Source organism: Paludisphaera soli (assembly GCF_011064595.1).
GTDB lineage: Bacteria > Planctomycetota > Planctomycetia > Isosphaerales > Isosphaeraceae > Paludisphaera > Paludisphaera soli.
The window spans coordinates 43,071-56,234 of sequence record NZ_JAALJI010000031.1 but is presented as its reverse complement, the minus strand read 5'-3'; the positions used below and the strand labels follow the sequence as shown (position 1 = coordinate 56,234).

General features: G+C 70.9%; 8 protein-coding genes. 4 read left to right on the top strand and 4 right to left on the bottom strand.

From position 1 onward, the window contains the following. Window position 1: 1 nt before the first annotated feature. The 3 genes from G6O68_RS27025 to G6O68_RS27015 are packed head-to-tail and all read right to left on the bottom strand — an operon-like array spanning window position 2 to window position 5,036. Entirely contained in the window at window positions 2-1,339 is a 1,338-nt protein-coding gene (locus G6O68_RS27025) for an efflux RND transporter periplasmic adaptor subunit (RefSeq protein WP_165252030.1), read from the bottom strand. A gap of 14 nt (window positions 1,340-1,353) precedes the next feature. After that, entirely contained in the window at window positions 1,354-4,620 is a 3,267-nt protein-coding gene (locus G6O68_RS27020) for an efflux RND transporter permease subunit (protein WP_165252028.1), read from the bottom strand. Between the two features lie 59 nt (window positions 4,621-4,679). Continuing rightward, a complete protein-coding gene (locus G6O68_RS27015) occupies window positions 4,680-5,036 on the bottom strand; it encodes a PadR family transcriptional regulator (RefSeq protein ID WP_206108219.1) in 357 nt (118 codons plus the stop codon). A 150-nt stretch (window positions 5,037-5,186) separates the two neighbouring features. On the opposite strand from G6O68_RS27015, the gene G6O68_RS27010 reads away from it, so the two are divergent. Next, a complete protein-coding gene (locus G6O68_RS27010; protein ID WP_165252026.1) occupies window positions 5,187-6,074 on the top strand; it encodes a sulfurtransferase in 888 nt (295 codons plus the stop codon). A gap of 82 nt (window positions 6,075-6,156) precedes the next feature. Here G6O68_RS27010 and G6O68_RS27005 read toward each other — a convergent pair whose 3' ends face one another. Beyond that, on the bottom strand, window positions 6,157-7,386 hold the full coding sequence (locus G6O68_RS27005; protein ID WP_165252015.1) for a hypothetical protein: 1,230 nt from the start codon (window positions 7,384-7,386) through the stop codon (window positions 6,157-6,159). Between the two features lie 204 nt (window positions 7,387-7,590). On the opposite strand from G6O68_RS27005, the gene G6O68_RS27000 reads away from it, so the two are divergent. The 3 genes from G6O68_RS27000 (at window position 7,591) to G6O68_RS26990 (ending at window position 13,152) form a co-directional block, all read left to right on the top strand. Continuing rightward, entirely contained in the window at window positions 7,591-8,586 is a 996-nt protein-coding gene (locus tag G6O68_RS27000) for an aldo/keto reductase (RefSeq protein ID WP_165252013.1), read from the top strand. A 27-nt stretch (window positions 8,587-8,613) separates the two neighbouring features. Further along, window positions 8,614-9,990, top strand: a complete 1,377-nt coding sequence (locus tag G6O68_RS26995) for a nucleoside hydrolase-like domain-containing protein (RefSeq protein ID WP_165252011.1) — start codon at window positions 8,614-8,616, stop codon at window positions 9,988-9,990. Window positions 9,991-10,113: 123 nt separating this feature from the next. Continuing rightward, window positions 10,114-13,152, top strand: a complete 3,039-nt coding sequence (locus G6O68_RS26990; protein ID WP_165252009.1) for a PSD1 and planctomycete cytochrome C domain-containing protein — start codon at window positions 10,114-10,116, stop codon at window positions 13,150-13,152. Window positions 13,153-13,164: the final 12 nt, after the last annotated feature.

The window sequence follows — 13,164 nt, the reverse complement described above, 5'->3', positions numbered from 1 at the left end:
CTCATTTCGGAGTGGCTTTTGAAGGCGCGACGGGCTGCCCGTCCGCCAGCGAGGCGGCTTCGGCGGCGACGACCGTCTCGCCCCCTTCCAGGCCATCCAGGATCTCGACGAGGCCGCCGCCCGTCAGGCCCAGCCGGAGCTTTCGGCGGCTCGCGGTTCCGGCTTCGACCAGCACGCAAAACGTCTCGCCCCCCTCCTTGACGATCGCGGTCGTGGGGAGGGTCAGGGCGTCGGGCCGTTCCTCGGCGACGATGGCCACATAGGCGTAGAGCCCCGGCCGCAGCGTCCCGTCGGGGTTGTCCAGGTCGATCTCGGTGCGGAGGGTGCGGGTGGCGCGGTCGAGGGACCAGGAGATCCGCGAGACGGCCCCTTTCACCGTGCGGCCGTCGAGGGCCTGGACCCGGACCTCGGCGGGGTCGCCGGGCTGGACGAACGTCGCGTCGACCTCGGGCACGCCGACGGCGACCCGCAGCCGGTCGATGCGCTCGACTTCGAGGAGGGGCGTGCCCGCCCCGCCGGGCATGGTCAGATGTCCCGGGTGGACATGTCGGCGCGTGACGACGCCGTCGAACGGGGCGAGGATCTTCCCAAAGCCAGCCATGGCTTCCGCCGCCTCGAGGTCGGCCCTGGCGACGTCGACGCGGGCGGCCGCCGCGGGCACGTCGGCCCGCGCCTGGACTAGTTCGGCCTGGGCCTGGGCCTGGGCGGCCTCGGCCGACTGGACGAGGGCCGTCGCCTCGTCGCGAGTCGCGCGGGCGGACTCCAGCTTGCTCTGCGCCTCATCGAGCACGGAGCCGGTCACGGCGCCCTCGCGCACGAGCCGGCTCGTGCGTTCGTACTCGGCCTGCCATCGCGCCGCGTCGGCGTCGGTCCGACGGATGGACGCGCGGGCCTCGGCGATCCTGGCCTCGGCCGTGGAGACGGCGGCCTGGGCGACGACGACCGCCGCGTCCGCCTGCTTCCGGCCGGCCTCCGCCTGTTCGAGGAGCGCCCGCTTCTGATCGGCGGCCGCGTCCAGCTCGGGGACGTCGATCTCGGCGATCACCTGGCCCGCCTTGACGGGATCGCCGGCGTCCACGGCGATCGATCGGATGTAACCGCCGACGCGCGCGTGGAGCGACGTCGCCTCGTAAGCCTCGATCTGGCCGGGCTCCCGCGTCATCTTGCGGATCGGGCCGCGTTGCGGTGCCACCGTCGCGACGGTGACGATCGGCACCCCGCCGGGGGCGGTCGGGGCCGGGTTCGAGGCCGACTCGGGCGATCGCGTGCATCCCGCGCCGCAAACGATCACGAGCAGGGTCGTCCTGGCTGCCAGGCGTCCGCGCGATGACCAGGTCACGGATTGTCTCGGATTCATGGCGTGGCTGGTCCTGGAGTGGTGGTCGCGGATTCGGAGTGTTCTCGCTTCGACGCCTGTGCAACCGGCGGGTGGACGCCGTTGCGGGCCGCGAGGGCGACTTGTTCGTCCTCGCCGACGAACCGGGCGCTCGCGGGGTCGAAGGGATGGAGCGAGGCCGAGCGGCGGTCGACGCCGCCCATGACGACCGCGAACACGGAGGGGAGCACGAAGAGGGTGGCGAGCGTCGACGCCGAGAGGCCCCCGATCACGGCGCGTCCCAGGGGGGCGGTCTGCTCGCCCCCTTCGCCCAGCCCCAGGGCCATCGGCGCCATGCCGGCGATCATGGCCAGGCTGGTCATGAGGATCGGCCGAAGTCGGTCGCGCACGCCCCGGACGGCCGCATCGCGGGCCGAGGCCCCGGCCAGCCGCTCCCGCTCCGCGAAGGTCACGAGCAGGATCGCGTTCGCCACCGCCACGCCGAGGGCCATGATCGCGCCCATGAACGACTGGAGGTTGGCCGTGGTCCCCGTGAGGGCGAGGGCGACGACGACCCCGGCCATCGTCGCGGGGGCCGAGGCGACGGCCACCAGGGCGAGGCGGATCGACTGGAAGTTGGCCGTCAGGAGGAGCAGGATCACCGCCACCGACATTCCCAGCCCGATCGCGAGTCCCCGGAGGATCTCGCGCATGGGGGCGATCTGGCCCCGGACGTCGACCATGACCCCCTTCGGCGGCTCGCCCGCCCTTGCCACGGCCGCGGCCACGCGATCGGCGGCCCGGCCGAGGTCCTCGCCGACGACGTTCGCCGTGAGCGTCAGCATCCGCTTCATGTTGTAGCGGTCGTACTCGCCGGGCATCGTGCCGGGCGCCACGTCGGCCACGTCTCGAAGGAGGAGCGACGGGCCGCCGGAACGCTGCACGGGGAGGGTGGCGACGTCCTCAATGGAATCCATCACCTGATAGGGGATCTCCACCTGCACCTGATAGCCTATGCCCGTCTTGGGGTCGGGCCAGTAGTTGGGGACCACGAAGCGGCTGGACGACGTGGCGGTCACGAGGGACCGTGCGATCTCCTCGGTGGTGACGCCGCTCAGGCCCGCACGCTCGCGGTCGATCCGGACGCCCACGGTGGGGTAGTCGAGCGCCTGCCCGTAACGCACGTCGCGAAGCGTGGGGACGGCGGCCAGCTCGCGGCGGATCTTCTCCGCGTGGGCGCGGCTGTCGGGGAAGCTGGGCCCGCTCACGGCCACCTCGACCGGCGTCGGCGAGCCGAAGCTCATGACGTCGCTCACGATGTCGGCCGGCTCGAACGAGAACTGGACGCCGGGTGCCGACGCCGCGAGTCGATCGCGGAGCCTGCGCTTGAGCGCCTCGACCTCGACGCCGGCCTCCTCCCGGAGCGCCACCCGGACGACGGCCTCCTCGGGCCCACCCGTCCACTGGTAGATGGCATTGATGGGATAGCTCGAAGGGATGAGGCCGACGTAGCCGACGGAGATCTCGACCGCATCCTCGCCGGCTTCCCCGGCGATCGCGGCCAGGGCGTCCTTGACGATCTTCTCGGTCTTCTCGATGCGGGTGCCGGCGGGCGCCTTCAGCCGGAGCTGGAACCGGCCGGCGTCGACGCGGGGGAAGATCTCCAGGCCCAGGTTTCGGCCGACGGCGAGGAGCACCAGCCCGGCCGCGGCCAGGTAGACGATCACGACCAGCCATCGGGCGTGCAGGATGCCGGCCGCGGTCGAGGCGAATCCGTCCCGGAATCGTTCGAACGGGGGACGTCTTCGGGTCCCGCCCGATTCGATGCGATGGCCCCTCAACATCCAGGCGGAGAGCACCGGGACGAACGTGCTGGAGAGCAGGTACGAGCTGACCATCGCGAAGCCCACCGCGAGCGAAAGCGGCACGAACAGGGCCTGAGCCGCCCCTTGCATGAAGAACGATGGTATGAAGACGGCCAGCACGCAGAGCATCGCCAGCAAGCGGGGGACGGCCGTGTCCAGGTTGCCCCGGCGGACGGCCAGCGCCACGGATTCCGTCCCTTCCAGCTTGGCGTGGATGTTCTCGATCTCGACCGTCGATTCGTCGACCAGGATGCCGACCGCCAGCGCCAGGCCCCCCAGCGTCATGATGTTGAGGGTCTGCCCCGAGAGCCAGAGCCCCACGAGCGCGCCGCAGATCGCGAACGGGATGTTCAGGACGATGACCACGACGCTCCGCCAGTCGCGCAGGAACACGAGCGTCAAGAGCCCGATCAGCCCCGCGCCCATCGCCCCTTCGAGCACGAGGCTTTGGATCGAGCGGGTGACGGTGGGGGACTGGTCGAACTCGAAGCGGACCTGGATGTCGTCCGGGAGCACGGCGCGCATGTCGGGGAGCGCGCGTTTTACGTTGTCGACGACCGCGAGCGTCGAGGCGTCGGCGCGCTTGGTCACGAGGATGTAGACCGCGCGGCGGCCGTTCACGAGGGCGTAGCCGACCGGGACGTCGGAGCCGTCCTGGACCGTGGCGACGTCGCGAAGGTAGACCGTCGGCTCCACGCCGGGCCGGATCGGGATCGTGAGCAGCTCGTTCACGTCCTTGACCAGCGAGTTCACCGGCACGATGGGCATGGAGTCCTCGATGCGGACCGTGCCCGACGGGCTGATGACGTTGCCGGCCGAGAGCGCCTGGATGACCTCGTTCGGCGACATGGCGTACGACCGCAGCCGATCGGGGTCCAGGCGGACGAGGACCGTCCGCTGGCTGCCGCCGAAGGGGGGCGGGGCCGAGACTCCCGGCAGGCCCGCGAACATCGGCCGGACCTTGAAGAGCGCCTGGTCCTGGATCTCGCCGATCGACTTCGTCTGGCTGGAGAGGACGAGATACCCGACCGGGACGCTGCCGGCGTCGAATCGGGTGATGAACGGCGAGACGGTCCCCGGCGGCATGAACGCCCGCGACCGCGTGACGTAGCCGATCGTCTCGGCCATGGCCTGGGCCATGTTCGTGCCGGGGTGGAAGAACAGCTTCATCAGGGCCATCCCCTGCACGTTCCTCGATTCGACGTGGTGGATGCCGGAGATGTACAGGAAGTGGTACTCGTAATAGTTGGTGAGCAGCCCTTCCATCTGCGCCGGGTCCATCCCGCCGTAAGGCTGGCAGACGTAGACCACCGGGAGGTTCAGGTTCGGGAAGACGTCGATCGGCATCCGGAGCACGGCGAGGACGCTCCCCATGGCCACGGCCGCGACAGCGACCATGACCGTCAGGGGGCGTTTGAGGGCGAAGTCGATCGGGTTCATGGGCGTCTCGCGGGTCCCGGTTCGGGGCTTGCGGCCGGATGGGCGGGTCGTCGCCCCGGTCATTCGTCAGGCGCGGGGCTCGGTCGGATCGAAGGCGTGGGCGGGTCGTCGTGGAGGACCTCCTTGACCAGCTCGCGGAGCCTCGCCTTCGCGTCCTCGAGCGCCTGCGACCCCTCGTCGGTGGCCCGGTAGTATTTCCGCTGCTTGCCGCCGACGACCTCGGCTTGAGAGACGAGATAGCCGGCCTGCTCCAGCTGGTGGAGCATCGGGTAGAGGGTGCCCGGGCCCACCTCGTAGCCGTGCCGGGCCAGTTCCTCCATCATCTCGACCCCGTAGATCGGCTCCCGCACGGCGTGGTAGAGCACGTGCATCCGCACGAAACCGCCGAAGAAGATCCGGGTCAACAGCTCGCTCACGGCTTCCGATCTCCAATGTCGATATTGACATCCGATATTACTCGGGCGACCATGGCGCGACAATCCCGTGCTCCTGCGGGCTCGCAGGATCGCCGTTCCGGGTCGTGATTCGGAATCGCGACGAACCTTTGCGAGGAGAGTGACGCGGCCATGCTTCTGACCATCCTCCAATCCCTGGCGTTGATGCTCCTGCCGGTTTCCCTGATCGACGACGGCGAGGCCCCCGCATCGGCGGCGACCCTCGTCGGCTTCGAGGAGCTTCAGGCTCGCCTGGGAGAGCCGAACCTGCGGTTGATCGACGCCCGTCCTCGACCCGATTACGACAAGGGCCACATCCCGGGCGCCGTCTGGGTCGATGCGAAGGCCGTCGAGGCGATGGCGGCCAAGCCCGGCGCTCTGACCGACCGGACCGCCTGGGAGGACTGGATCCGGCCGCTGGGGATCGGCCCCGAGACGAAGGTCCTCGTCTACGACGCCAAACGTCAGCTCGACGCCGCCCGTCTCTGGTGGCTTCTCGGCTACCTGGGCGTCGATCGGGTCGGGCTCGTCGACGGCGGCTTCCCGGCCTGGGCGGCCGAAGGTCGGCCCGTCGCCGTCGAGGTCCCCGCGGTCGAGCCCCTGGCCTTCTCGGTGAAATTCCGGCCCGGTCGCCGGGCCTCCCGCGCCGAGGTGCTCTCCGCGATCGACGCGAAGTCGATGCGGATCATCGACGCCCGGACCGAGGCCGAATACACGGGCGAGGACAAGAAGTCGCGTCGCGGGGGCCATATCCCGGAGGCGTGCCACCTGGAATGGCAGGGATTCGTCACGCCCGAGGGGAAGTTCCTCCCCGTCGAGGAGCTTCGCGCGAAGCTCGAGAAGGCCGGGGTCCGGCCGGGCGAGCCGGTCATCACGCACTGCCAGGGGGGCGGCCGGGCTTCGGTCGACGCCTTCGTCTTCGAGCGCCTCGGCCACCCCGCCCGGAACTATTACGAGAGCTGGGCCGACTGGGGCAACGTCGACGACACGCCGATCGAGACCGGCCCCGCGAAGAAGTGACCAACCCTCGCCGATCCGCCCCCTCGACCCCGGGACGATACTCCCGGCGGCCCGAGGCGGGCGGCCCGCGAGGTCGGCGCGGCTAGGCCCAGATGGACTCGCAGGAGGCGGCCATCACCACGCTCCCCGGCTCGTCGTGCGCCTCCTTGCCGTTGTGGGACGAGTTGACGCCGGTGTAAAAGAGCCACCACCGGCCCTCGTGCTGGACCAGGGATTGCGGAGCGTAGATCCCGAAGCTGTCCGGCTCGCCCGGCTTTCCTCGGGGGATCCAGGCTCGACGAAGCGGCCTCTCCCAGTTCAGGCCGTCCTGGGAGAAGCACCATTCCAGGTCCATCGTCTGGGCCTGCACGCGGTAGTGCCCGAGCATCCCCACCAGGCCGCGATCGGTGCGGGTGACCGACAGATAGTAGAATTGCTGGTCGACGGGGTCGTGCTCGTCCGGGATCAGCACGCGGCGGGGCTCGGACCATTCCAGGCCGTCCTCGCTGGTGCGTCGGTCGATCACCCGGACCCAGCCGGGTGCGTTGTCATGGGCGATGTAGCGGGGGTCGTCCTTCGGCACCTCGATCAGGCCCACCGAGTACATCTCGTATCCGCCCCCGGGGAGGGGGTAGACGTCGACGACGTCGTTCGAGATGAGTCGGGCCGGGACGGCGGATTCGCCCTTCGCTAGCACGGCGACCTTGCGGGCCTGGCCGACCAGCCCGGCCGCGACGGCCGCCTCGCCCCCGACCGCGCGGTCGTTGAGGTGATAGAGGCAAGGCCGGTCCGGGTCGAGCACGCGAAAGCGCCGGCCGTCGTCGCTCTCGGCGGCCAGGTAGCGGCCGACCTGCGGGCCATGGGCCCAGAAATAGAGTCGGTGGCGGCCGTCCGGGAGTCGAAGGTAGACGGGCTGGACCGGGTTCCACCCGGCCGGCAAGTTGCCGATCGCGAAGGAGGCGTCCTGGGGATCGCCGGTGGAGAGCACGGCGATCCGCCGCTCCATGCGTTCGCCCGGGACTCCCTCGGCCACGGCGATGTTGTATCGGGACTTGGGATCGGTCAGCGAGTACCAGATCCGCCAGCGTCCTCCCTCGCCAGGCTCGGCCGCGCAGGTGAAGTTCTGCACCCAGCCGTCGCCGGGGCCGCCCTCGCGGCCGAGGACGACGGGCCCCTTCCGCCAGGCTTCGAGCGGGCAGGGGAGGGGACCGGGGTCCGAACCCCCGGCGGCCCGCGAGGCGGCGAGCGAGCCCGCGCAGAGCCCCAGGCCCGCGGCGCCGAGGAACGATCGTCGGTCCAGGGAACGCGTCGAAGGATCCCACGACTCGTCCATTTCCAGCCTCCTCCAGGGTCGGTCCCGCCGATCCCGTCTCGGACCGTCGCCGGACCACGACGAGTATCGCAACTGCACGGGCCGAGACAAGCCGCCGGGCCCGCGACGGCGAAGGGGAGGCTATCCTGAGGCCCCCGGATGCTCTAGCCTGGAGGTCCGGTGCTGGTCGACCGACGCGTCGGCTCCGAACGACGGAGGATCCTCATGCGGCGAACAGATCTGGGGTCGAGCGGGCTCCGCGTCTCGGCGATCGGGCTGGGGTGCTGGGGCATGTCGGGCTCTTACGGCCCGGCCGACGAAATCGAATCCGCGGCGACGTTGCATCGAGCCCTCGACCTCGGCGTCAACCTGATCGACACCGCCGATTCCTACGGCGACGGCCACAACGAGTCGCTCATCGGCCGCACGCTCGAATCCCGGCGCCCGGAGTTCGTGCTCGCCACCAAGACGGGCTGGGTGAAGCGGACGGCGCCGGACGGCGCGGAGGTCGTCGGCGTGGACGGACGACCGGGTCGCATCCGGGCGGCCTGCGAGGCGAGCCTGCGGCGGCTGCGGACCGACATCATCGACCTGTACTACCTGCACCGGCTCGATCCCGACGTTCCGGTCGAGGAATCGATCGGCGCGATGGCCGAGCTGGCGGCCGCCGGGAAGGTCCGATGCCTGGGGCTCTCGGAGGTCTCGGCAGCCACCCTTCGCCGGGCCCACGCCGTCCATCCGATCACGGCCCTCCAGTCCGAGTATTCGCTCTGGACCCGCGAACCCGAGGCCGAGGTGCTGCCGACCTGTCGCGAGCTGGGCGTGGCCTTCGTACCGTTCAGCCCGCTGGGCCGAGGTTTCCTGACCGGAGCCGTGACCGGCCGCGACCGCATCGCCGAGGGTGACTGGCGGGCGGACAACCCTCGGTTCGCTGGCGAGAATCTCGCGGCCAACCTGGAACTCCTGCGGCCCCTAGAGGAGATCGCCCAATCTCATGGCGCGACGCCCGCCCAGATCGCCCTCGCCTGGGTGCTCTCGCGAGGCGCGGACGTGATCCCGATCCCCGGTATGAAACGTCGCACGCACCTGGAAGAGAACCTGGCGGCCGAGGGCGTCTCGCTGTCTCCCGACGATCTAGCGCGGCTCGACGCCGCCTTCCCGCCCGGCGCGGCGGCCGGTGAACGCTACACGCCCGAGGTCGCCCGCTGGGCCGGGCGGTAGCTCCGAACGTTCGACCGGAAGTGGCCCATGAAGATCCCGATCGCCGTCCTGCTCGCGCTCGCCTGGACGGTCGCGGTTCGAGCGGAATCATCCCCGCAACGGACCCGGCTGGTGGTCCTCACCGACGTCAGCAGCCTGACCGCCGGCGAGGCCGAGCCCGACGACGGCCAGTCGCTCATCCGCCTGATGCTCTACACGAACGAGTTCGACGTCGAGGGCCTGATCGCCTCGTCGAACCTGGGACACGGCCAATCCGTCCGCCCCGACCTGATCCGACGCGTCGTCGACGCCTACGAGCGGGTCCGGCCCAACCTGGTCCTTCACGACCCCCGCTATCCGCCGGCCCAGCGCCTGCGCGAAGTCGTCAAGGCGGGTCAGCCGATCGCCGGGCTGAAGGCGGCCGTCGGGACGAGCGTCGGGGAGGGGAAGGAGACCGAGGCGTCCGATTGGCTGATCCGCGTGATCGATCGGCCGGACCCTCGTCCGGTGTGGGTCGTCGTCTGGGGAGGGACCGCCGACCTAGCCCAGGCCCTCGACACGGTCCGGCGGCGGCGGAGCCCTGGCGAGGCCGGTCGATTCCTCGCGAAGCTCCGGGTCCACGCGATCGGCGACCAGGATTCGACGGGGCCCTGGATCCGCGACCAGTTCTCCGAACTCTTCACGATCACCCAGCGCCGCGCCTACCGCGGGATGTATCGCGGCGGCGACGCCGAGCTGGCCTCGTCGGCATGGGTCCGCGAGAACATCCACGGCCACGGTCCCCTGGGCGACCTGTACCCGGACTATCGCGGCGGCGACATCTGGTCCTCCACCCTCGGCCCGGTCCGCGGCATCAAGGAGGGCGACACCCCGTCGTTCCTGGCGCTGGTCCCCAACGGGCTCGGCGACCCGGATCGCCTCGACCTTGGGAGTTGGGGAGGGCGGTTCGAAGGCGAGGGCCGGCGGCTGACCGACGTCCCCGAGTCGGACCTCGATGTCTCGCGCGACCCCGACGCCCGGATGTCGTCGGTCTATCGCTGGCGGCCGGCGTTCCAGGCCGATTTCCAGGCCCGGCTGGACTGGTGCGTCCGGCCGTCCTCCGGAGCCAACCACCCGCCGATCGTGCGGATCGCCGGCGACCGCGAGCGTCGCATCGACCCCGGGGAGGACATCGACCTCGACGCCGGCGGATCGAGCGATCCCGACGGCGACGACCTCGAAGTTCGCTGGCGGGTCTACCCGACGTTCCCGGCGAGCGATCGCCGGATCGTCATCGAAGGGGCGGACCAGAAGCTGGCGAGGCTCGTCATCGGTCCCGAGTTCGCCGGAGAGTCGATCCCGATCCTGCTCAGCGTGACCGACCGCGGGACGCCCCGATTGACCCGATACGGTCGGGTGCTCGTCCGGGTCTCGAAGGCGGAGTGATTCCCGCCGCGCCGGGCTGGGCCTCGGCCGGCCGTTTCGGCGAATGAGCGTGTGGGCGAGGTGAGGAGGGGGTAACATGGCCCCGAGTCGGTGGCCACATCGAATCTTGAAGGGGCGGATCGGATGCGAGGATTGGGAAACCGGAACGCCTTGCGATGCTGGGGGTTGCTCCTCGTCTCCTGCGTCACAGCGGCGCGGGCCGACGACGCGGCCTCGCGCGACTTCTTCGAGGCCAGGGTGCGGCCGGTCCTGATCGAGCACTGCTATCCCTGCCACTCGACCGAGGCCGCGAAGGCCAAGGGGGGCCTCCGACTCGACGACCGCGAGGCGGCCCGCGCCGGGGGCGACTCGGGCCCGGCGGTCGCTCCGGGCCTCCCCGACGAGAGCCTCTTGATCCTCGCGGTCGAGCAGGGGGCTGACGCCGAGGTCGAGCCGATGCCCCCCAAGGGAAAGCTTCCCGAAGCTGCGATCGCGGACCTCCGCCGCTGGATCGAGCAGGGGGCCTTCGACCCGAGGGACGCTTCCGAGCCCGGCAGCGTAGAAGCCGCGAAAGGCGGCTGGGCGCTCCGTCCGATCGAGCCGCCCGCCGTCCCCGAACTCGACGGGGCCGACCGAGGTCGGGCCAGGAATCCCATCGACGCCTTCCTCCTGGATCGGCTTCGTCGCGAGGGGCTGTCGCCTTCGGACGAGGCCGATCGCCGGACGCTGATCCGCCGCGCGACCTTCGACCTGATCGGCCTCCCGCCGTTGCCGGAGGAGATCGCGGCGTTCCTCGCCGACCCCGCGGCCGACGCCTACGAACGCCTCGTCGATCGCCTGCTAGCCAGCCCGCATTATGGCGAACGTTGGGCCCGGCGCTGGATGGACCTGGCCCACTTCGCCGAGACCCACGGCCACGACCAGGATCGGATCCGCCCCAACGCCTGGCCGTATCGAGACTACCTCATCGATTCGTTCAACCGCGACAAGCCGTACGCGCGATTCGTCCGCGAGCAGGTGGCCGCCGACGCCCTCTATCCCGACGAGCCGGAGCTGACCCCGGCGCTCGGCTTCCTGGCGGCCGGCCCCTGGGACGAGAGCTCGCTGCGCGACATCCGCGAGGACAGCCTGGACCGGCAGGTCGGCCATTACCTCGATCGCGACGACATGGTGGCTACGGTGATGTCCACGTTCGTCAGCAGCACGGTCCACTGCGCCCGCTGCCACGACCACAAGTTCGACCCGATCAGCCAGGCCGAATACTACGGACTCCAGGCCGTGTTCGCCGGAGTGGGCCGGGCAGATCGGACGTACGACCCAGACCCCGAGGTCCACCGGCTTCGCCGCGAGCTGACCGAGCGCCGGAAAGCCCTCGCGTCCGGCGACCCGGAACTCTTGGCCTCGCTCCAGGGCGACGCGATCCAGGCCGAGGTCGCCGCCTGGGCGGCCGAGCTCCGGGGTCCGAGGATCCCCTGGTCGCCCCTGATCTCCCCGGAGCTGAAGGCCGAGGCCGGGACGTCCCTGACGATCCAGCCCGATCGATCGATCCTGGCGGAGGGGCCCTCCCCGGCCGAGCAGACCTACACGATCACCGCGAGGACCGACCTCGTCGGAATCACCGCGTTCCGGCTGGAACTGCTCCCCGACGAGCGACTCCCGAGCGGCGGCCCCGGCCGGAACGCGAACGGCAACCTCCACCTGACCGACGTCGAGGTCTTCCAGGCGTCGTCGGCCGCCCCCGACGACTGGCGGCCCGCCCCGATCGCGAGGGCCGCGTCCGATTACGACCAGCCCGGCTGGGGGATCGCGGGGGCCGTCGATGGCGACACGAAGACCGCGTGGGGGATCCATCCCGAGGTCGGCAAGCCGCACGAAGGGGTCTTCGAGTTCCGCGAGGACGTGGGCGGGGCGGGCGGTGGCGTCAGGCTCCGCTTCGTCCTGCGGCAGACCTACCCCGCCGGCCATGCGATCGGCCGCTTCCGGATCTCGGTCGCCTCCGCCCCCCGCCCGGCGCGCGTGGGCTCGCTCCCCGGCCCGATCGTCGCCCTGCTGGAAATCCCGCCCGAGCGCCGAACGCCCGAGCAACGTCGCGAGCTCGGGGCCATCCATCTGGCCGAGTACCTGGATCGTCGAATCGCCGCGCTCCCACCGGCCCGCTCGGTCTACGCCGCGGCGAGCCAGTTCACGCCGGACGGCAGCCACAAGCCCGTCGCGGAGCCTCGTCCAGTGTTCGTCCTGAAGCGAGGGGACATCCGCAACCCGGGGGCGCCGGCCGTCCCCGGGGCGCTCGGGTGCGTGGCCGGGCTGGAGTCCCGGTTCGACCTGCCCAAGGAATCGGACCGCCGCATCGCCCTGGCGAAATGGTTGTCCGAGGAAGCGAATCCGCTGACCTGGCGGTCGATCGTCAACCGCGCCTGGCAGGCCCATTTCGGCCGCGGCCTCGTCGACACCCCCAACGACTTCGGCCGCATGGGCGCCGCGCCGACTCATCCCGAGCTGCTCGACTGGCTGGCCTGGACGTTCCGCGAGGGAGGGGGGTCGCTCAAGTCGCTCGATCGCCTCATCGTCACTTCCGCCGCCTACCGCCAAGCGTCGCGGCACGATGCGGGGAAGGCGGCGGTCGACGGCGACAACAGGCTCCTCTGGCGGATGAACCGCACCCGGCTCGACGCCGAGTCGATCCGCGACGCGGTCCTCGCCGTCGCGGGGCGGCTCGACGCGACGATGGGTGGGCCGTCGATCCGCCACTTCACCCTGGGGCCGGGCGTGCACGTCACGCCCACCGTCGAATACGCTTCCTATGACTGGGACGCGCCCGGCGCCGGGCGGCGGAGCGTGTATCGCTTCCTCTTCCGGACGCTCCCCGATCCGTTCATGGACGTCTTCGACGCCGCGGACGCCTCGCAGTTGACCCCGGCGCGGAACGCGTCGGTCACCCCGCTCCAGGCCCTCGCCTTGCTCAACGACCCGTTCCTGATCCGTCAGTCCGAGCATCTCGCCCGCCGCGTCGACGGGCTCGCCGCCGACGCCCGGGCGCGGGTCGCGGTCGCCTTCGACTTGGTCCTCGGCCGTCCGCCGGAGAGCGACGAGGCCGGCGCGTGGGCCGAGTATCTCGCGAGCCACGGGACGGCGAACTTCTGCCGCATGCTCCTCAACACCAGCGAGTTCCTCTTCGTGGACTGAAGACGGATCGAC